The following is a 19,788-nucleotide window of genomic DNA, read 5'->3' as shown; positions in this document are numbered from 1 at the left end:
GGGCGGGACTAGCCCTTGACTGCCCCGGTAATGACGCCCTTGGCAAAGTGCTTTTGGAGGAACGGGTAGACCATCAGGATCGGGACGAGCGCCACGACGACCACGGCCATTTGGATGGACTGCGGTGGCGGCGTGGTGGTGATGCCCAGCTGGTCAGCTGCACCACTGCCCTGGACCACGAAGTTGCGGAGCAGCAACTGGATGGGCCATTTGCTGTGATCGTTGATGTAGAGCAGGGCGTTGAAGAATGAGTTCCAGAAACCGACGGCGTAGAACAGCCCGACGACGGCGATCACGGCTTTGGACAGCGGCATCACGATGCGCCACAGGATCTGCCAGTCGTTGGCGCCGTCGATCCTGGCGCTTTCGATCAATTCACCCGGAATGTTCATGAAGAACGAGCGCATCACCACGAAGTTGAATGCTCCGAAGATGCCCGGAAGGATCAGCGACCAGAGGGAGTCAAGCAGTCCGAGCTGGCGGATCATCAGGAAGGACGGGATCAGGCCCGGTGCAAACAGGAGCGTAAACAGGACCGCGAGGATCACCGGACGCCCGAACAAGACGGTGCGGCTGGTGGCATAGGCCATGGTGATGGTCACGAACAGGGCCAGGATGGTGCCCACCGCCGTGACCAACATGCTCACGCCGAGTGACTGCAGCACCATGGGGCCTTTGAAGATGGTGGCGTAGGCCTCCAGCGTGGGACGTTCCGGCCACAGGACAAAACCTCCCGCCTTCACGAGTTGCTCAGTGTCAGCCAGCGACGTTGAGACCACCAGGAGGATGGGCGTCAGAATGGACAGGCTGAACACGATCAGGACCACTGCCTTGACCGTTTGGTACAGGGCGGAAGGCTTTTCCTTCCACACCGGGCGCTTGGGGTTGTACGTCAGTTCCCGGGGTTTTCTAGCGAAAAGTGTTGTTGCCATGGGGTTCTCCTTGTGCGGCAGGCGCGCGGGTCAGCGGGGCTTTCAGCGCACTTGTTTTGCGAAGATTCCGTCTTCGCCGAAGCGGTGGGCAAGTTTGTTGGCGCCGTAGATCAGCAGCGCGCTGACCACGCCCTTCGCAAGGCCGGCTGCGGCACCTGAACTCCAGCCGCCTCCCACTACGCCGGTGTAGTAAGTGAAGGTGTCCAGCACTTCCGCGGCTCCAGCGCCCACAGCGTCACGCTGCAGGATGAACTGCTCAAAGCCAACCGAGAGGATGTCGCCGATGCGCAGGATCAACAGGAGGACAATCACGGGCCTCAGGCCTGGGAGGGTGATGTGCCACATCCGGCGCCAGCGTCCGGCACCGTCAGCCGCTGCAGCTTCGTAGAGCGAGGCGTCGATGCTGGCAAGAGCTGCCAGGAAGATGATCATGGCCCAGCCGGCGTCTTTCCAGATCATCTGGACGACCACCATGACGGGGAAAGTCTCCGGATTGGTCATGAAGGGTATGGGGTCCATCCCCCAGTCCCGGAGCAGGTTGTTGACGAATCCTGCACCGCCCAGCATCTGCTGGAAGAACGCGATCACCAAAACCCAGGACAGGAAGTGCGGGAGGTAAGCGATGCTTTGGAAGATCCGCCGGACCCGGGTACTGATCAGGGAGTCCACAATCAGTGCCAGCACCAGCGGCACCGGGAACAGGAAGACCAACTGCCAGGCGGCCAGGTACAGGGTGTTCCAGAACGCGTGGACGAAGTCCGGATTGCCGAACAGGTCCACGAAGTTCTGCCAGCCGACCCACAGGCTGTCACCGATGCCCAGGTAGGGCTGGTAGTCCTGGAACGCGATGACGTTGCCCAGGATGGGGATGTAGAAGAACAGCAGCAGGAAGGCTACGCCCGGGACCATCATCAGGAGCATCTGCTTGTCGCGTCGCAGACGGGACCGGAAACTCTGCTGCGGGGGCTTGCTTCCCTTCCGCTTCTTCGGACCGGATCCGGCGGCCTTCCCACCCGCCCGGGCCGGGACTCGGCGAGCTTCGGGCAATGCCGGAGCCTGTTCCGTCGTCGAGTTCATGCTGTCTCCTCAAGTGCTGAGCCGAATCACCAATGTGATTCAAGCCACGCTCGTTAACCGTTTAACAAACCATAAGTGACCCGGATCTCTTTTTGCAAGATCATGATCGAAACTGGCCGCAGAAATCAGCTTTCATCACTTCCATGGGGTTGCCAGCCCCGTAGGATGTGGATCTGGAGGTCATTTCGGACGATTGGCTCGGGACTACGCGAGCGGCACGGCACAATTAATGCAGGGTTTGGAACACACAACGTGGAACGAACAAGCTGGAACGAACAAGCTGGAACGACCTGGCTGGAACGAAAAAGGGGTCTACGTGGCAGATTGCTGTAGCCCGGGCGCCGGCGCCCGGGAACACGCGACGTCGGGGATGACGCTCCCCCTGCGCGCGGTGGGCGGACACGCGGAGGGGAGCACCGGCGTCGAGCCTTCCGGGAAGGGGGCCGCACAAGCAGTTCAGCACAACGACGTCGAGATCCCCGCCGGGACCTTCGCGATGGGCGACCCCTTCGGCGAGGGCTATGAAGCTGACGGCGAGTCTCCAGTGCACCACGTGTCCATTTCAGGTTTCCGGATCAGCGCCACCACCGTCAGCAACGCGGATTTCGCGGCGTTCGTGGACGCCACCGGCTACCGCACCGAGTCGGAACTCTTCGGAACGTCAGCTGTGTTCCATCTGGCCGTCAAAGCCGCCAAGCAGGACATCCTCAACCGTGTCAACAACGTGCCGTGGTGGCTCAACGTCCGTGGAGCAGACTGGGCACACCCTGCAGGACCGCTCTCCCACTGGACGGACATCCCGGACCACCCCGTAACCCATGTGTCGCACAACGATGCCCTGGCCTACTGCGAGTGGGCCGGCCGTCGGCTCCCCACTGAAGCCGAATGGGAATATGCGGCCCGGGGCGGACTACCCGGCCAGAGGTACCCCTGGGGCAACGAACTGCACAACGATGAGCCAGGCGAGGCTGCCCACAACTGCAACATCTGGCAAGGCGAATTCCCGGTCCGGAACGATCTGGGCGACGGCTACCTCACCACGGCACCCACGCGTTCCTTTACCCTCAATGGCTACGGCCTGTACCAGACCAGCGGGAACGTGTGGGAATGGTGCAGCGACTGGTTCCTGCCCAAGTACTACAAAACGTGCCTGGCAGCAGGAACCGTCGAAGACCCCCAGGGGCCCACGATTGGCCGCGGCAGGGTGATGCGCGGCGGCTCGTACCTGTGCCACGACTCCTATTGCAACCGCTACCGCCTCGCAGCACGCAGCTCCAACACACCGGACTCGGCCAGCGGCAACCTCGGATTCAGGACTGTGGCCCTCTGACTGATTGGCGCTGCAGCTTACTTGGGCCCGTGGCCCCTGTGCCCGTGGCCGCCTTTGAGGCCCGCAGGTAACTCGCCCGATACCACCCTGGTAGCCGTGACGGTATCGCCGTCCTTCGTCCCACTGATGCGCACCGTGTCGCCAGGCTTGAGGTCGGCAGCCGTGGCAGACGGCAGCGTGGGCCGGCCCCTGCCATTCCTCAGATCCGATGTATCAGCAGGCACCTTGGCGATCCGCGTCTCCGCATTGACCACATACCGCTGGGCAAAGCCGTCCTCGCTCTTCACTGTCACTTCGGAGTCGCTGACGGACTCGATGGTTCCGACTTGCGTGACGACTGTTCGGTAGTTCCCGTCCTGTTGCTTGACGACGTGCTCGCCATGGATTGCCCGGCCACGGCCCTCGGTGGATGGGGCCTTCGCGGACTCGGACGGGCCGGTTGAAGCGGAAGGGCTCGACGGCGAGGGGCTGGGTTGGGTGCCCGCCCACACAGCAGCGGCCCCGCCGCCGGTCAGTGCGACGGCGATCCCGCCGGCAAGGAGGCCCTTACGAAGGCCTGGTTTGAGAGTGGCCATGCATCCATTGTGCGCCCAAAGCACAGTAGGCCGCAGTAAAAACTGCGGCCTACTGTGATGCTTGAAGCGGGACTTAGCCTTCTACGCCGAGCTTCTCCAGGATCAGCTCGCGGACGCGGCCTGCGTCTGCCTGGCCACGGGTGGCCTTCATGACGCCGCCAACAATCGCACCGATGGCCTGGACCTTGCCGCCACGGATCTTCTCCGCGACGTCCGGCTGCGCTGCGAGTGCGGCGTCGATGGCTTCCAGGAGGGGACCGTCGTCGGACACAACCGCAAGGCCGCGCTTCTCGACGATCTCCGCCGGGGTTCCTTCGCCGGCGAGGACGCCGTCCAGGACCTGGGTGGCCATCTTGTTGTTGATCTTGCCGTCTTCGACGAGCTTGTTCAGCTCGACGATGACCTGCGGAGTGACGCCCAGCTCGGAAGGATCGACGTCGGCCACCTTGGCGCGGCCAACGATCTCACCCATCCACCACTTACGGGCAACATCTGCGGACGCTCCTGCTGCAATGGTCTCCTCAATGGAGTCCATGACACCGGCGTTCACCACGTCACGGAACTCCAAGTCCGAGTAGCCCCAAGCTTCCTTGAGGCGCTTCCGGCGCTCGGCCGGCGGCTCGGGAAGGGTAGCGCGGAGCTCCTCCACCCACTCACGGGACGCGACGACGGGAACCAGGTCCGGCTCCGGGAAGTAGCGGTAATCGTCAGCATCGGACTTGGGCCGGCCCGACGTCGTCGAACGCGTGTCCTCGTGCCAGTGGCGTGTCTCCTGGATGACCGGCTCGCCGGAATCCAGGACGGCAGCGTGGCGCTGGATTTCATAGCGGACGGCGTGCTCGACGGCGCGCAACGAGTTCACGTTCTTGGTTTCCGAACGGATGCCGAAGCGCTCACGGCCGTGCGGGCGCAAGGAAACGTTGGCGTCGCAACGGACGTTTCCGCGCTCCATCTTGGCATCGGAAACACCAAGGTTCTTCACGATCTCGCGAACAGCAGCGACGTACGCTTTGGCCAGCTCAGGCGCACGGCTGCCCGCGCCCTCAATCGGCTTGGTGACGATCTCCACAAGCGGCACACCCGAACGGTTGTAGTCCACCAGCGAGTAGTCGGCACCCTGGATGCGGCCCGCGGCGCCACCCATGTGGGTCAGCTTGCCGGCGTCTTCCTCCATGTGGGCGCGTTCGATCTCCACGCGGAAGACCGTGCCGTCCTCCAGCTCGATGTCGAGGTAACCGTCGTAGGCGATCGGCTCGTCGTACTGCGAGGTCTGGAAGTTCTTGGGGGTGTCCGGGTAGAAGTAGTTCTTCCGGGCAAAGCGGCAGGATTCGGCGATCTTGCAGTTCAGGGCAAGGCCGATCTTGATGGAAGACTCCACAGCCGTCTTGTTCACCACCGGAAGAACGCCGGGCATGCCCAGGTCAACCTCGTTGACGTTGGTGTTCGGCTCGTCACCAAACACGTTCGGCGCGGAGGAGAACATCTTGGTCTTGGTGTTGAGCTCCACGTGGACCTCAAACCCCAGGACGGGATCGTACTTCTCCATGGCCTCTTCGAAGCTCAGGGTTGCGTCGACGGACATTAGTTGGAACCTCCGGCGGTGGTTGAAGCTGATGAAAGCTCAGGCGCCTGCGCAAGCATCGGGCCACCCCACTTCTCTTCAAGCATGGTTTCGAGGACCGCACCCACGCGGTACAGGCGGGCATCCTGGCGGGCCGGAGCCAGCAACTGGATCCCAACGGGCAACCCATCCTCGTCAGCGAGTCCGCCCGGGAGGGACAGACCAGGGATACCAGCCAGGTTGGCCGGGATGGTTGCGACGTCGTTCAAGTACATTGCCAGCGGATCGTCCAGCTTCTCCCCCAGCTTGAACGCCGTGGTGGGCGCCGTCGGGGAGATCAGGACATCGGCCTTGGCGAACGCGGCGTCGAAGTCGCGCTGGATCAGAGTGCGGACCTTCTGCGCGGAGCCGTAGTAAGCGTCGTAGTAGCCAGCGCTCAGTGCGTAGGTACCCAGGATGATGCGTCGCTTGACCTCGTCACCGAAGCCGGCGGCGCGGGTAGCACCCATGACGCGCTCGATGGTCATGGGACCATCCTTGGGCAGTACGCGCATGCCGAAGCGGACACCGTCGAACTTGGCCAGGTTGCTGGACACCTCGGACGGCATGATCAGGTAGTACGCACCCAGGGCGTACTTCAGGTTGGGGCAGGAAACCTCGACGATTTCAGCACCGGCATCCTTCAGCAGCTGAAGGGACTCGTTGAAACGGTTCTCGACGCCGGCCTGGTAGCCCTCGCCGTGAAGTTCCTTGACGATTCCGATCTTCATGCCGGCCACGTTGCCCACGCGGGCCGCAGCAACAAGGTCATTGAACGGATCGGTGAGTGACGTGGAGTCAAACGGATCGTGGCCGCCGATGACTTCCTGCAGCAAGGCCGAGTCCAGCACCGTTCGGGAAACCGGGCCGATCTGGTCCAGCGACGACGCCATGGCAATGGCGCCGTAACGGGACACCGCACCGTACGTCGGCTTCACGCCAACGGTTCCGGTGACGGCACCCGGCTGGCGGATGGAGCCACCGGTATCGGTACCGAGCGCCAGCGGCGCTTCAAAAGCGGCGACGGCGGCAGCGGAGCCACCGCCCGAACCACCGGGAATGCGGTCCAGGTCCCACGGGTTGCGGGTGGGCCCGTACGCCGAGTGCTCCGTGGAGGAGCCCATGGCGAATTCATCCAGGTTGGTCTTACCCAGGATCGGCATCTTGGCCGCGCGCAGCTTCTTCACCACAGTGGCGTCGTACGGGCTGTGCCAACCCTCGAGAATCTTCGAACCAGCCGTCGTCGGCTGGCCAATCGTCACGATGAGGTCCTTGACCGCAATCGGCACACCAGCAAGGGCATGCAGTTCTTCAGCAGCAGCGCCGCCGGCAGCACGGGCAGCGTCAACCTCGGCCGCAACAGCCAAAGCCTCTTCGCTGTTGACGTGCAGGAACGCGTTAACCTGGCCGTCAACGTCCGCAATGCGGTCAAGGTGCGCCTGCGTTACCTCAACGGCGGTAACCTCACGGGCAGCAAGCTTCGCAGCGAGATCGGCAGCGGAGTGGCGTATGAGTTCGTTTTTCAGTTCAGTCATGTGATTAGCCCTCATCCAGGATTGCCGGGACCTTGAAACGGTTCTCGTAAGCATCCGGAGCGCCGGACAATGCCTGCTCAGCCGTGAACGTGTGGCCCACAACGTCCTCACGGAACACGTTGGTCAACGGAATCGGGTGCGACGTCGCCGGGACATCATCCCCCGCAGCTTCGCTCACGCTCTTCACCGAATCCACGATGACAGCAAGCTCAACAGCCATCCTGTCCAGTTCTTCGGCACTCATTTCAATGTGAGCCAGACGCGCAAGATGCGCGACGTCGTCACGGTTGATCGCAGCCATGGATCTCCCCTGCAAAGTTCAAATGGTTTTCCGAACCAGTCTACTTGTCTTGGGTGTGCCGCCGTACGCGGGCTGCCGCCCGCCGGGGTGGCTGTGGTCGACTTCGGCGGCTTGCCGCAGACGATCCTTTGGTCGCTCGCTCGTTCCTCGCTTAGACGCGACCGGCAGGATGTCTCCGGCCGCCGCCTATTGCCCATCTCACCTTGCGGTCGGCACCCACCCCACTTCGGGACCCAACCACAAAGACGGCTGAGCGGACCATTTGCACTTTGCTTTCCCGTTGGGTTGGGGACGTGGGCTGGGTGGGCTTGATCGGAACGCGGGATGGGACTTTCTTCGCTGCGCGGAATGAAGCGGGTGGCCCTTCACACGGAACGAACAAGGCATCCGGGTGCTGCGCGGGCTGAAGCGGGTGCCCGGAAGCGTGCGTCTAAGCGAGGGACGAGCGAGCACGCGGAGGGCGGCCGCTTCGGGCCGCCCTCCGGAGGATGTCTGGGTCCTTTTGCTCCCGAGGGCGGCCATTTCAGACCGCCCCCGGGAGGATGCTTGGGCCGGTTTGCGCCTGCGGCGCACCCGGGTTGGGGTGCTGCGCGGCAGGTTAGCCGATGCCGATGGCTCCGGTCAGGACACCGACTGCCAGCATGACGATCGAGACGACTGCCGTGCGCCACAGGACCTTTTTGTGGTGGTCGCCCAGGTCAACCTTGGCCAGGGATACCAGCAGGAGGATGGCCGGGACCAACGGGCTTTGCAGGTGGAAGGGCTGGCCGGTGATGGAGGCGCGGGCCATGTCTGCTGCGTCGACGCCGTAGTGGGCTGCGGTTTCGGACAGGACCGGCAGGACGCCGAAGTAGAAAGCGTCGTTGCTCATGAAGAACGTCATCGGGATGCTGAGCAGGCCGGTGATGACTGCCATGAACGGACCCATGTCGGCGGGGATGATCTGGACGAGCCACTCGGACATTGCCTTGACCATGCCGGTGCCGTTGAGGACGCCGGTGAGGACTGCGGCTGCCATGACCATGCTGACCACCGCGACGATGGACGGTGCGTGCGCGATCAGCTGGGCGCCCTGGTCCTTGACCTTGGGGAAGTTGACCAGCAGGGCGATCGCGGAGCCCACCATGAAGACGAACGGCAGCGGCACGATGTTGGCCACCAGGACGGCCATGACGGCGACGGTCAGGCCAAGGTTGAACCAGAACAGCTGGGGACGCAGGGTGGAGCGGTTGGGGTCCAGTGCGGTGTCCGCCATGGCGGTGTCGTGGTCGTCCACCAGGGTGGCAGGGTCTTCGAGAACTGCGACGCCGGATCCTCCGCCGGTTCCCGGCTTGCCTGCGGTGGAGCCGTTGCGGCCAAAGCCGAAGCGGCCGGCGCCGAAGCCTGAACCCGAGCCCGAGCCCGCGGCGACTGAACCGCCGTGGCCGGTGCCGCCGTCGAACGCTTCTGCAGGATCGGCGACGTCGCCCCAAATTTCGGGGGCAGTGGTGCGGAGGCGGTTGCGTTCCTGCAGGCCGAGCAGCCAGGCGAAGACCAGGACCACGATGAGGCCAACGATGAGGGACGGGACCATGGGGACGAAGACGTCGTTGACATCGAGGTGCAGCGCGGTGGCTGCGCGGGCGGTGGGACCGCCCCAAGGGAGGATGTTCATGGTGCCGTTGGCGAGGCCCGCGACGCAGGTGAGGACCACGGGGCTCATCTTGAGTCGCAGGTACACCGGGAGCATGGCGGCAGTGGTGAGGATGAAGGTGGTGGAGCCGTCGCCGTCCAGGGAGACTGCCGCGGCGAGGATCGCGGTGCCGAGGACAACCTTGGCGGGGTCGTTACCCAGCTTGCGCAGGATGAACTTCACCAGGGGGTCGAACAGTCCGACGTCGATCATCAGGCCGAAGTAGATGATGGCGAACATGAGGAGCGCGGCCGTGGATGTCATGGACTTCATTGAGTCCATCACCATGTCGCCGATTCCGAGGCCTGCCCCGGCGAATAGGCCAAAGACGGTGGGGACGATGATCAGCGCCAGAACGGGCGTCAATTTTTTGGTCATGATCAGGACCATGAATACCGCAATCATTGCGAATCCAAGCAAAACCAGCACGGCCGGCTCCTTACTACTGTGAATGGCGCCACGTCGGTGTGATGCGCACTACAGACGATATGGTGGCGCCCGTCACTGGCCGGGGTTTCCGGGAATTGTTGGGAATACTGCTCGTTGCGAACGTTTTGCGCATTGTGCTCAGTGCTTCAATGGAGCTGGAGGAAAGGAGCAAGGGTGCCACGATTCAGCAGGGTAAGTATGCGTTTCTCCACCCAAACCCTCCTCCTCCAGCTGGGCGTTGTCCTCTTGGTGGTGCTGCTCAGCGGCGTTGTCCACGGCTGGCTGGTCTACGAACGGATCGGCACCGAAGCCGAAAACCAAGCGCTCACACTGGCCAGGACGGTCGCCGCGGATCCGGATATCCGGGCCCGCGTCCAAGAGATCAGCAAGGAAGAGGGAACGCCTCCCCCGGATGTCCTCGCCGCGGGTCCCCTGCAGGCTGCGGCCGAGGCGGTGCGGGTGCGTACCGGCGCCTTGTTTGTGGTCATCACGGACGAAACCGGCCTGCGCCTTGCCCACCCCGAGACCGCACGGCTCGGGGAACGGGTCAGCACGGACCCCTCCGTGGCACTCGGCGGCGAAGAAATCACGACGCGGAACACCGGGACACTGGGACCCTCGGCAGGCGCGAAAGTACCGGTGTACGCGCCGGACAGCTCTGACACGATTGTTGGCGAAGTCAGCGTCGGCTATTCCGTGGAGTCCCTCAGCAAGAGCCTGGCACGTGACATTGTGCCCATTGCACTCACCGCCGGCGGCGCGCTGCTCGCAGGCGTGCTCGCGTCCTTCCTGCTCCGGCACAGGTTGCAGCGGCTAACGCTCGGCTTGGAACCGGAGGAAATCAGCACTCTGGTCCACGACCAAGTGGCAGTACTCCAAGGCGTGGATGACGGAGTGGTCGGCATCGCCGCGGATGGCCGCATCTCGGTCTTCAATGCAGCCGCAGCAAGGCTCCTGGACATGCCCGATGCCACCGGACAGGACTGGGCTTCCGCAGCTGTCCCTGAACAGCTCAAGCAGCTCACGCAGCCGGCAGCCCGTGACGCGGAGGCCGTCGAAATAGTGGCGGGCGGACGCGTTCTGGTGGCCAGCGCGCGCAAGGCGTGGCACCGGCAGGAGGACCTCGGGTGGGTGGTCATGCTGCGCGACCGCACTGAGCTGCAGCAACTGACCCGCCAGCTGGATGCCGTGGGAACCATGTCCACGGCCCTCCGCGCACAACGCCACGAGTTCGCCAACCAGCTCCACACCATCGCCGGTTTCATGAGCATCGGACAGTACGACTCCGCCAAGGAGTACCTGGCCCGGATCTCCGCTACGGGACCATTGAAGTTCCCCGTGGAGCAGGCCGAACTCCTCCAGGACACGTATCTCCAGGCCTTTGTTGGCGCCAAGAGCGTGGAGGCATCGGAGCGCGGCGTCGCCCTCCGCATCGGGCCCGAAACACTGGTCCGGGGACACGTGGCCGATCCGCAGGACGTCACCACAGTGCTCGGCAACCTCATAGACAACGCGGTGAGTGCCGCCGTCGCCGGTTCCGCCACGGAACGGTGGGTGGAAGTTGAGCTGCTGGACGACTTCACTGACCACAACGGCGGCACCCTGCACATCGTGGTGGGCGACTCCGGCGACGGTTTGGGGAGACTGGAACCCGAGGAGGTCTTCGCCGAGGGATTCACGACGTCGGAACAACCGGTACGCTCGGGGGCTGGGCAAGGTTTGGGGCTGGCTTTGGTAAGGCAGCTTGCGCGGCGCCGGGGTGGAGATGTCCGCCTCCTGGAGCCAGGCAGCGAAGGCGGGCCGGGCGCCGTATTCATGGCGACCATCCCGGGCGTCATGGATTCAGCCGATGCAGATGCCCGCTCTACATCGAGAGAGGACCACAGTGGCTGAAGACTTGAGGGTATTGATCGTGGATGACGATTTCCACGTGGCAAGACTGCATGCTGCCTATGTGGATTCAGTGGCCGGTTTCATGGCCTTGGCTCCGGCAGGCTCGGTCTCCCAGGCGTTGCAGGCGATCCACAGCCTGCGCCCGGACCTGGTGTTGCTTGATGTGTACTTGCCGGACGGTTCCGGCCTGGACTTGCTGGGTCAGCTGGACGTCGATGCCGTCATGCTGACTGCTGCCTCCGACGCGCAGTCCATCAAGGTAGCCCTGCGCCGCGGCGCCCTGGGGTACATGCTCAAGCCCTTCACCGCGGAGTCCTTGTCCCAGCAACTGAGGTCTTATGCGCGATATCGCCGGATCCTCGGACAGCAAACCGCCGTGGACCAGACAACCATTGAACGCGCCAAGCGCTCCTTGATTCCAGGCGATGTCACTCCCTCCGCCAAACCCCGGTCCGCCACGGAAGCGGCTGTCCTGGAATCGTTGCTCCCCGGCGAGCAATACTCCGCGGCCGAGGTCGCGGAGAGGGTGGGCGTTTCCCGCGCCACAGCGCAACGGTACCTGTCCTCGCTCGCGGACGATGGCGCCGTCGAGATCCAACTGCGCTACGGAAGCACGGGTCGCCCGGAACACCGCTACGGCGTCCCGGGCTAGCCCAAGCAGATCGCATTTGGGCGCGTTCTGACGACTCCCAACGCGCACAAATGCGACTCAGTTGGGTGCGCTACGCGGACTTCTGGGCTACGAGTTCGATCTCTACGAGCATTTCGGGATCCAGGAACGGCAAGACGTGAACCAGGGCCAGGGTGGGACGGATTTCGCCGAACACCTCACCGTGCGCGCGGCCGGCGTCTTCCCACTTGCTGATGTCCGTCAGGTACAGCTTGGACTGGACCACGTCCTCGTAGGAGAAGCCCGCTTCTTCGAGGACAGCGCCGAGCTTCTCGAGGATGTACTTGGTCTGCGAGTAGAAGTCGTCGCCGACAATCCCCGGTTGACCGTCAACGACCCCGCTGGCTGCCGTAGCTGAAATGAAGAGGGTGTTGTCCACCTGGACTGCGCGGGAGTATCCAAGGGTCTGCTCCCAGACCGAACCCGTGCCGAATGTCTTGCGCATGCCGCGCCTTTCCTGTCGCTTCGCGCGGTCCGGTGACCGGCGTTTACGAAGGAAACTTTAGGACTGCGGAAGGTCCAGGCGGTAAACGAACAGCTTTATGTCGGTGCCGGGGACAAACCAGTCGCGGTGCGGCGCGCGGTCAAAGCCAGTCCGTGCGTACAGGGCGTTGGCGCTTTCCCACGTGGCGCCCGTAGTCAGGGACACAGCTTTGATGCCGTCCATGGCCTTGGCCTGATCGACGACGGCCTGCACCAACGCACGGCCCGCCCCGGAGCGCTGGACTGCCGGATCCACCACCAGGGTACGCAGTTCCAGTTCGTCGTCAAGGCCAATGTCCGAGAAGCCGCCGCCGGCAGGTGCTGCCGTCACAGATCCGATGACTTCCCCGTTGCGCTCCGCCACCAGGATCTCCGCGTGCTCTGCGCGACCCGCCACGTCCTGGAGCTTCTGCAGGTACGGGTGGTCGGCGTCGCCGTAGTACCCCGCGGTGACGTAGGAGTCCTGCGTAATGCGGGCAACGGCGTCGTAGTCTTCGGGCAGGGCGGGACGGACGGTAATCGGCGAAAGCACCTACCAATGGTAGTCGCGCCCCACAGGCGATCAGCGCCAAATACGGTTTTCCGTGATGAAACTATCAGTCACGTTGGGAAGGCACGACGCCGGATGGTTGCCCTGCGCTGCTCACGTACGGTGCCGGCGGGCTGCTTTTTGTGTTGCCTCCCGTGGCGTCGGATGGAGCCGCGTTGCTTGGGGTGAACCCCGGTTTCGTGCTGTTGCGGGGACATGTCGAAAGGCTGGCGGAGGGCTTTGGACCCGTGCTTGAGTTGCCACACAGCGCCCCAAAACCCGTCCTGACCCGAGGAGAAACCATGACCCCGCCAGACCGCCAATTGCACCTCAACGCGTTCCTGATGAGCACAGGGCACCACGAAGCATCATGGCGCCTGCCCGAGAGCGACCCCCTTGCCTCTACCAAGGTGGAGCACTACCAGCACCTGGCCCGCACAGCCGAGCGCGGAAAGCTCGATTCCATCTTCTTCGCTGACTCCCCCGTCCTCTTTGGCGAGGTGGGCCGCCGCCCTGCCGGCAAGCTTGAGCCCACAGTGCTGCTGACGGCCATCGCCGCGGCCACGCAGAAAATCGGGCTGATCGCCACGGCCTCCACCACCTACAACGACCCCTACAACCTGGCACGCCGTTTCGCGTCGGTGGACTGGGTCAGTGGTGGACGTGCAGGCTGGAACGTCGTCACGACGGCGGGACCGGACGCGGCGCGCAATTTCGGCGTGGATGACCAGCCGGCCCATGCCGTCCGGTACGAGCGGGCCGCCGAGTTCATTGAGGTGGCCCGGAAACTCTGGGACAGCTGGGAAGACGACGCCATCCTCGCGGACAAGGCCGAGGGCGTCTGGGGCGATGACAACAAGATCCGGGTCATCGAGCATGAGGGCAAACACTTCCGCGTCCGTGGCCCGCTCAATGTTCCCCGTTCACCGCAGGGCCACCCGCTGATCGTGCAGGCCGGCTCTTCCGAAAACGGCAAGAAGCTGGCGGCGCAGTATGCCGAAGCCGTCTTCACCGCCCACCAGACCCTGGCCGACGCCCAAGCCTTCTACGCTGACTTGAAGTCCCGCACCGCAGCTGTGGGCCGCAACCCGGAAGGCATCAAGATCCTGCCGGGGATCGTCCCGGTCATCGGTTCCACTGAAGCCGAAGCCCTGAAGCTTGAGCGTGAACTGGACGAGCTCATCAAGCCCGAATACGCCCGGGAGCAGCTGGCCAAGACGTTGCGCCTGAAGCCTGAGGACCTCCCCCTGGACCGCCAACTTCCTGCCGACCTGCCCTCCGAGGACGACATTGAGGGTGCCAAGAGCCGCTACACCCTGATCGTGGAGCTGGCCCGCCGGGAGCAGCTCACCGTGCGCCAGCTGATCGGCCGGCTGGGTGGAGGACGCGGGCACCGCACCTTCTCCGGAACACCTGAACAGGTTGCCGATGCCATCCAGGACTGGTTCTTTGCCGGCGCCGCGGATGGCTTCAACATCATGCCGCCGGTCCTCCCCTCCGGTTTGGAAATTTTTGTGGACCAGGTGGTGCCGATCCTCCAGCAACGAGGCCTTTTCCGCACGGAGTACACGGCCTCCACCTTGCGGGGGCACTACGGACTGGCCCGGCCGGAGAACCGTTACGCAGGCGCCTCCGCGCAGCAGCTCACGTCCATCGGCTCTGCGTTCTAAGCCTGGTCCAACGCATGACGTCCGGAGACGGCCTCAGCGCTTGGGCCAACTCCACAACGGACCTTCCAGCGAGCCCAGGCCCTTGATCCTTGTCTCGCCAAGGTCCTTATAAAGTTCATGCTCATGGGCGGCACCGCTCTCGCGGAGGGAACTGAGCAGGGCCTCGGAGTGGGTCACCACGATCATCTGGCTGTTGGCACTGGCCTGGACAATCAGTCCGGCCAGTGCCGGCATCAGGTCAACGTGGAGGCTGGTCTCGGGTTCGTTCAAGACCATGAGTTCCGGTGGGCGCGGCGTCAGCATCGCGGCGGTCAGCAGGAGGAACCGCAGCGTCCCATCCGAGAGCTCGGCAGCCTTCATGGGCCGCAGCATGCCAGGCTGCCGCAATTCGACACTGAAGCGGCCGTCGTTGACCGCGATCTCCAGCCGGCTCCCGGGAAAAGCATGATCGACGGCGGCATCCAACTGCCGTTCGAAGCCCACCTCGCGCAGTGTTTGCAGAGCGGCCGCGAGGTCCTTGCCGCTGTGGTGCAGTACGGGTGTGCGTGTTCCGAGCTGCGCCTGGCGTGCGGGAGCGTCGGCATCCGTGCGGAAGTGATCGTAGAACCGCCATGAACGGACCGAGTCACGAACCCGCAGAACCTCCGGCGCCCTGTCCTGGTCCGAAACCTCCGTCAGCATGCTCTGGAAGGTGTCCAGCCTCCTGGATAACTCTGTCCACTCGCTGCCCGGTCCGCGCAGCTTGGCCAGGCTTCCTTTCCGGTCCACCAACAGTGAGCCTGGCCGTGCTACAGGGCCGGAGAAGATCTGCTCCCGTTTTATTTCGGGATCCAAGCTGAAGGCGGACGGCCGGGGCCTGCCGGTTTCCTGGTCGAATCCAGCACCGCCGGGCGTTGGCATCCCCAGGTCCACCAAGTATCCAAAGTCGTCCCCGGAGTAACCCAATTTCAAGCTGACGGACTCACGCCGGACCGTTCCCTGGACAGGGACCTCACCACGGCGCATGGCCTCGCTGATGGACTCGGGCCCAGCCCACAGCGTGGAAGCCAGACCACCGTCCCGGGCCAATGAGCCCACCACATTGCCGGAATCGCCCCCTGCACACTCCGCCAGCAGCCTCAAGGCCCGGTAGAGCGAGGACTTGCCGCTGCCGTTAGCCCCGGTTACGACGTCCAGCCCATGCAATTCCATGGAGAGGTCCCGGATGGACCGGTAGTTGGCGATGGCGAGTGTTGTGATCACGGGCTGATGGTCAAAAGCTGATGGTCACAGAGGGAATTTGCCGGACAATTCCAGGGTGCCGGCACACATCCACGACGCAAGGCGGTCCTCGGTGCTGGGACCTCCGTCCAGTGGACTTGCCAGGCGCGGCCGGCGTACCCAGCAACCAGCCTCTTCGGCGATCAGTGCACCCGCGGAGAAATCGTGCTCGTTAAGTCCGCGTTCGCCGTAGGCATCAAAGGTTCCATCTGCCACCAGGCAGAGATCCAGCGCAGCGGACCCAAGGCGCCGAACATCGGCAAAGCCTTCCATGAGCTCGGCCAAGCCGGCAGATTGGCTCGCCCGGGTCCCGGGGTCATAGCTGAAGCCCGTGGCCAGGATGAGTCCTTTGCGACCCGGGACTGGCCCGGCCAGCCGGGTTGTCTCTCCACCCACCTCAAGCCAGGCTCCTTGGCCGCGGGCCGCCGAGTAGACCCGTCCCAAGGCAGGTGCGTGGACCACGCCGGCCAACCAGACGCCGTCGGAATCCGCTACCGCAACAGAGGTGGCGTAGTAGACGATGTTTCGGATGAAATTGGTGGTCCCGTCAAGGGGATCGATGGACCAGCGGTACCCCGAAGGCTGTTCGGGCCGCGTAGTGCCGTGCTCCTCCCCCGTAATCGTGTCTTGGGGGCGTTCGGCAAGGATGGCTTCGCGGACCGCATTCTCGGCAGCCACATCAAAAGCCGTGACCCAATCTCCGGCCTCGCCCTTGTTGGTGGTTTCCAGGCCATCGCCGCCCGTGCCGCTGACGGAACGCTGCGCGAGCACGGCAGCGCCCGCTGCAGCGGCACGTTTGGCTACCGCAAGCAGCCCATTGACGTCACTCATTCGGAGACTGCTTCCGCTGATGCCTCGTCCTGCGGCACGTCAGCCTCTGTCCCCGGCTCTGCGGGCCCGTTGGCGAGGAGCTCACGGAAGCCATCCTCATCCAGCACTGCAACGCCCAGCTGCTCCGCCTTGTCCAGCTTGGTTCCGGCGCTTTCGCCGGCCACCAGGTAGCTGGTCTTCTTGGAAACAGATCCCGAGGCCTTCCCACCACGGATGATGATGGCTTCCTTGGCTTCGTCGCGGCTGAAGTTGGGCAACGTACCGGTAACGACGATCGTCAGGCCTTCAAGGGTTCGCGGCATGGAAGTGTCCCGTTCGTCCTCCATCCGCACACCGGCTGCGGCCCAGCTGTCCACGATCTCGTTGTGCCAGTCCACGGCGAACCACTCTTTAAGGGCCACGGCAATGGTGGGACCAACGCCATCAACGTGGGCCATTTGCTCTTCCGTGGCATTGCGGATTGCCTCCATGCTGCCGAATGCGGTGGCCAGCGCCCGCGAAGCTGTGGGGCCGACGTGCCTGATGGAGAGTGCCACGAGCACACGCCAGAGCGGCTGCTTCTTGGCTTTCTCCAGCTCCACAAACAGTTTCTCCGTGGTTGCCGTTGGCTTGGACGGAGATTTGGCCGTGCCCTTGGTGTAGAAGTACGGAACAAGTTCGTACTCTCCCGTGCCCACACCCTTGGAGCGCTTCTCCCTGCGGATCAGGACGTCAGCCAGGTCCTCGCGTGTCAGGCTGAACAGACCGGCCTCACTGGTCAGAGGGGGCGTCGGTGGCTCTGCCGGCTGAGTGAGTGCGATGGCCGCTTCCCAACCCAGAGCCTCAATATCGAAAGCACCACGCCCCGCAAGGTGGAACACGCGCTCCCGCAGCTGCGAGGGGCACGACTTCGCGTTGGGGCAGCGGATGTCGACGTCGCCGTCCTTGGCCGGCGCCAGCGGGGTACCGCAGGACGGGCATTCGGTGGGCATCACGAATTCGCGGACGGGCGGATCCTGTTTGTCCCTCAGTGCCAGCACGGGGCCCACGATTTCGGGGATGACATCGCCGGCCTTACGAAGGATCACGATGTCCCCGATCATGACGCCCTTGGCTTTCACCACATCCTGGTTATGCAGCGTAGCCATGCCCACCGTGGAGCCGGCCACCTTCACGGGCTCCATCAAACCGAAAGGAGTCACCCGGCCGGTGCGGCCAACGTTGACGGCGATGTCCAGGAGCTTGGTGTGGACTTCTTCCGGCGGGTACTTGTACGCAGCAGCCCATCTGGGGACCCGGGAGGTGTAGCCGAGGGCTCGTTGGGTGGCGAAGTCGTCGATCTTGACCACAATGCCGTCGATCTCATGCGCGAGGTCGTGCCGGTGCTCTCCGTAGTGCGCGATGAACTCAAGGACCTCTTCAAAGGAGTCCAGGACCTTGAGGTACGGGCTGGTCGGCAGCCCCCATGCTTCCAGGAGCTTGTATGTTTCAGACTGGCTCTTGGCCTCGAGTCCTTCGCGGGCGCCGATGCCGTGAACGTACATGCTCAACGGCCGCTTGGCAGTTTCTGCCGGGTCCTTCTGGCGCAGCGATCCGGCGGCGGCATTGCGGGGGTTGGCGAGTGGGGCTTTGCCTGCGGCCACGAGGGTCTCGTTGAACTCGACGAATGCCTTGGAGGGGATGAACACCTCGCCCCGGATTTCGACTTCCGACGGATATCCGGATCCGCTGAGTTCCCGTGGGATTTCCTTGATGGTCAGGACGTTGTGGGTGATGTCTTCACCAGTGGTGCCATCGCCGCGAGTGGCCGCACGGACGAGCTTGCCGTCCCGGTAAAGCAGGTTCACGGCCAGGCCGTCGATCTTCAACTCGGTCAGCCAGGCGATGGGCGGTACGGAGTCGCCCAGCTTCGCCACGGATGCTTCTGCCTTCCGGACCCAGGCTTCGAGCTCGTCCAATGAAAAGACGTCATCCAGGCTGTACATCCGCTGCAAGTGCTCCACTGCAGCGAACGCCGAGGAGACTTCGCCGCCTACTTCCTGCGTAGGAGAGTCATTCGAGACAAGTTCCGGGTGAAGCGCTTCCAGCTCCTCCAGACGCCGATACAGTTCATCAAATTCGGCATCGGATACCGTGGGTGAGTCTTCCTGGTAATAGGCATACCGGTACTTGCGGACGAGGTCGGCCAGTTGCTCGTACTCATCGCGCAACGCCTCCGAGGGAGGAGTGCCCTCTGCTTCCACGACGGCGGCAGCCGCCTCTTCACCTGTGGTTTCTACCGGATTCGCAGTTTCTGGTGTGCTCACACGTCTATCTTGCCGCAAGCCAACGACATTATTGCGGTGGGGCTAGTGCGACGAGAGCCGGTTCTTACTCCACAGCGCGAACGCCAGGCCTCCCAGGCCCACGATCAGGACGCCGCCCAGAATGCCGAACAGGCCCAGCATGTTGGGGCCCTCGATGGAATTGCCGGCCAACACGGCGGCCTGTGTTTCCTTGCCCTTGTCCACCGGGGTGTTCCAGTTGGAGGACTTCGACGGACTTGGGCTGGCGGAGGTGGCACTGGCGCTCGGAGTAGCCGACGGCGTCGCTGACGCCACGGTGGCCTCGGGGGTCGGCGCTGCTTCGGACGGGCTCGACGCCGGACTGGCCGGTTGGGGTGCCACCTTCACCGGGGCCTGGGTCACCACTGGGCGTGGCGCCTCCACTGTTGGCGCCGGTGCAGGCGCATTCTTGGTTTCCCGGACACGGGTTGGCTCCGGCTTGGCTGTTGGCTTCTTGTCCGCTTCAGGAGCCAACGCAGGCTGGGTGGGCGACGGGTCGTCGGTACCCTCGCTGGGAGCGCAGGAAGACGTCCCCTCGCACGGAGCAGCTTGCGCGGCGGCAGCCGGTGCCAGGAGCAGGCCAGCAGTCAACAGAACGGCAGGGACAACGGAGTGTCGCATGAAAGTAACCTCAGCTGGGGCGTTTGGGGCGTCCCAGTAATCAGGAAGTTCGGGTGTTTCGTGAAATCCTCCTACAT

The 19,788-nt window shown here is 63.9% G+C and carries 17 protein-coding genes; 4 read left to right on the top strand and 13 right to left on the bottom strand.

Annotated elements, in window-relative coordinates; genetic code table 11:
• Positions 1-8 precede the first annotated feature (8 nt).
• Both N7568_RS16885 and N7568_RS16880 read right to left on the bottom strand, forming a co-directional pair.
• Positions 9-932: a carbohydrate ABC transporter permease gene (locus tag N7568_RS16885; protein ID WP_231339495.1), complete on the bottom strand. Its 924-nt coding sequence runs from the start codon at positions 930-932 to the stop codon at positions 9-11.
• A 42-nt stretch (positions 933-974) separates the two neighbouring features.
• The gene (locus N7568_RS16880; RefSeq protein ID WP_261610948.1) at positions 975-2,009 is read right to left on the bottom strand and encodes an ABC transporter permease; all 1,035 of its coding nucleotides are present in this window, start codon (positions 2,007-2,009) and stop codon (positions 975-977) included.
• A 316-nt stretch (positions 2,010-2,325) separates the two neighbouring features.
• On the opposite strand from N7568_RS16880, the gene N7568_RS16875 reads away from it, so the two are divergent.
• A complete protein-coding gene (locus N7568_RS16875) occupies positions 2,326-3,339 on the top strand; it encodes a formylglycine-generating enzyme family protein (protein WP_261610947.1) in 1,014 nt (337 codons plus the stop codon).
• Positions 3,340-3,356: 17 nt separating this feature from the next.
• On the opposite strand, the gene N7568_RS16870 is transcribed toward N7568_RS16875, so the two are convergent.
• From N7568_RS16870 to N7568_RS16850, 5 genes are all read right to left on the bottom strand, one after another.
• The gene (locus tag N7568_RS16870) at positions 3,357-3,914 is read right to left on the bottom strand and encodes a DUF5666 domain-containing protein (RefSeq protein ID WP_261610946.1); all 558 of its coding nucleotides are present in this window, start codon (positions 3,912-3,914) and stop codon (positions 3,357-3,359) included.
• 73 nt (positions 3,915-3,987) lie between these two features.
• Complete coding sequence (gene gatB, locus N7568_RS16865) at positions 3,988-5,496, bottom strand: Asp-tRNA(Asn)/Glu-tRNA(Gln) amidotransferase subunit GatB (protein WP_089594286.1); 1,509 nt, start codon at positions 5,494-5,496, stop codon at positions 3,988-3,990.
• Positions 5,496-7,049 carry an Asp-tRNA(Asn)/Glu-tRNA(Gln) amidotransferase subunit GatA gene (gene gatA, locus N7568_RS16860; protein ID WP_261610945.1) on the bottom strand — a complete coding sequence of 518 codons (1,554 nt, stop codon included), beginning with the start codon at positions 7,047-7,049 and terminating at the stop codon, positions 5,496-5,498. The genes gatB and gatA overlap by 1 nt, the downstream gene beginning before the upstream one ends.
• A 4-nt stretch (positions 7,050-7,053) precedes the next feature.
• Entirely contained in the window at positions 7,054-7,350 is a 297-nt protein-coding gene (gatC, locus tag N7568_RS16855; RefSeq protein ID WP_089594284.1) for an Asp-tRNA(Asn)/Glu-tRNA(Gln) amidotransferase subunit GatC, read from the bottom strand.
• A gap of 598 nt (positions 7,351-7,948) precedes the next feature.
• Positions 7,949-9,451, bottom strand: coding sequence for a CitMHS family transporter (locus N7568_RS16850; RefSeq protein ID WP_261610944.1), 1,503 nt, complete (start codon positions 9,449-9,451; stop codon positions 7,949-7,951).
• 198 nt (positions 9,452-9,649) lie between these two features.
• On the opposite strand from N7568_RS16850, the gene N7568_RS16845 reads away from it, so the two are divergent.
• Both N7568_RS16845 and N7568_RS16840 read left to right on the top strand, forming a co-directional pair.
• Positions 9,650-11,344 (top strand): sensor histidine kinase, encoded by a 1,695-nt coding sequence (locus N7568_RS16845; protein WP_261610943.1) that lies wholly within the window; start codon positions 9,650-9,652, stop codon positions 11,342-11,344.
• Entirely contained in the window at positions 11,337-11,996 is a 660-nt protein-coding gene (locus tag N7568_RS16840) for a response regulator (protein ID WP_261610942.1), read from the top strand. The genes N7568_RS16845 and N7568_RS16840 overlap by 8 nt, the downstream gene beginning before the upstream one ends.
• Before the next feature lie 70 nt (positions 11,997-12,066).
• Here the strand turns inward: N7568_RS16840 and N7568_RS16835 are convergent, their stop codons facing one another.
• Both N7568_RS16835 and N7568_RS16830 read right to left on the bottom strand, forming a co-directional pair.
• Positions 12,067-12,459, bottom strand: a complete 393-nt coding sequence (locus tag N7568_RS16835) for a RidA family protein (protein ID WP_261610941.1) — start codon at positions 12,457-12,459, stop codon at positions 12,067-12,069.
• Between the two features lie 57 nt (positions 12,460-12,516).
• Complete coding sequence (locus N7568_RS16830; RefSeq protein WP_261610940.1) at positions 12,517-13,029, bottom strand: GNAT family N-acetyltransferase; 513 nt, start codon at positions 13,027-13,029, stop codon at positions 12,517-12,519.
• A 299-nt stretch (positions 13,030-13,328) separates the two neighbouring features.
• Here N7568_RS16830 and N7568_RS16825 point away from each other — a divergent pair, with 299 nt between their 5' ends.
• Complete coding sequence (locus N7568_RS16825; RefSeq protein WP_261610939.1) at positions 13,329-14,696, top strand: LLM class flavin-dependent oxidoreductase; 1,368 nt, start codon at positions 13,329-13,331, stop codon at positions 14,694-14,696.
• Positions 14,697-14,729: 33 nt separating this feature from the next.
• On the opposite strand, the gene N7568_RS16820 is transcribed toward N7568_RS16825, so the two are convergent.
• From N7568_RS16820 to N7568_RS16805, 4 genes are read right to left on the bottom strand one after another with little or no spacing between them, the layout of a single operon-like run.
• A complete protein-coding gene (locus N7568_RS16820; protein ID WP_261610938.1) occupies positions 14,730-15,938 on the bottom strand; it encodes an AAA family ATPase in 1,209 nt (402 codons plus the stop codon).
• Positions 15,939-15,962: 24 nt separating this feature from the next.
• Positions 15,963-16,787 (bottom strand): inositol monophosphatase family protein, encoded by an 825-nt coding sequence (locus N7568_RS16815; RefSeq protein ID WP_261610937.1) that lies wholly within the window; start codon positions 16,785-16,787, stop codon positions 15,963-15,965.
• Entirely contained in the window at positions 16,784-19,072 is a 2,289-nt protein-coding gene (gene ligA / locus N7568_RS16810; protein WP_261610936.1) for an NAD-dependent DNA ligase LigA, read from the bottom strand. The genes N7568_RS16815 and ligA overlap by 4 nt, the downstream gene beginning before the upstream one ends.
• 42 nt (positions 19,073-19,114) lie before the next feature.
• Positions 19,115-19,711 (bottom strand): hypothetical protein, encoded by a 597-nt coding sequence (locus tag N7568_RS16805; protein ID WP_261610935.1) that lies wholly within the window; start codon positions 19,709-19,711, stop codon positions 19,115-19,117.
• Positions 19,712-19,788: the final 77 nt, after the last annotated feature.

The sequence above is a fragment of the Paenarthrobacter aurescens genome, from assembly GCF_025421775.1.
Classification (GTDB): Bacteria; Actinomycetota; Actinomycetes; order Actinomycetales; family Micrococcaceae; genus Arthrobacter; species Arthrobacter aurescens_B.
This window is presented reverse-complemented; position numbering and strand designations above follow the sequence as displayed.

What these genes read in the sequence shown, in the direction of transcription:
- N7568_RS16885 (WP_231339495.1), bottom strand. Translation starts at nt 932, where the DNA reads ATGGCAACAACACTTTTCGCTAGAAAACCCCGGGAACTGACGTACAAC.
- N7568_RS16880 (WP_261610948.1), bottom strand. Translation starts at nt 2,009, where the DNA reads ATGAACTCGACGACGGAACAGGCTCCGGCATTGCCCGAAGCTCGCCGA.
- N7568_RS16870 (WP_261610946.1), bottom strand. Translation starts at nt 3,914, where the DNA reads ATGGCCACTCTCAAACCAGGCCTTCGTAAGGGCCTCCTTGCCGGCGGG.
- gatB (WP_089594286.1), bottom strand. Translation starts at nt 5,496, where the DNA reads ATGTCCGTCGACGCAACCCTGAGCTTCGAAGAGGCCATGGAGAAGTAC.
- gatA (WP_261610945.1), bottom strand. Translation starts at nt 7,049, where the DNA reads ATGACTGAACTGAAAAACGAACTCATACGCCACTCCGCTGCCGATCTC.
- gatC (WP_089594284.1), bottom strand. Translation starts at nt 7,350, where the DNA reads ATGGCTGCGATCAACCGTGACGACGTCGCGCATCTTGCGCGTCTGGCT.
- N7568_RS16845 (WP_261610943.1), top strand. Translation starts at nt 9,650, where the DNA reads ATGCGTTTCTCCACCCAAACCCTCCTCCTCCAGCTGGGCGTTGTCCTC.
- N7568_RS16835 (WP_261610941.1), bottom strand. Translation starts at nt 12,459, where the DNA reads ATGCGCAAGACATTCGGCACGGGTTCGGTCTGGGAGCAGACCCTTGGA.
- N7568_RS16825 (WP_261610939.1), top strand. Translation starts at nt 13,329, where the DNA reads ATGACCCCGCCAGACCGCCAATTGCACCTCAACGCGTTCCTGATGAGC.
- N7568_RS16815 (WP_261610937.1), bottom strand. Translation starts at nt 16,787, where the DNA reads ATGAGTGACGTCAATGGGCTGCTTGCGGTAGCCAAACGTGCCGCTGCA.
- N7568_RS16805 (WP_261610935.1), bottom strand. Translation starts at nt 19,711, where the DNA reads ATGCGACACTCCGTTGTCCCTGCCGTTCTGTTGACTGCTGGCCTGCTC.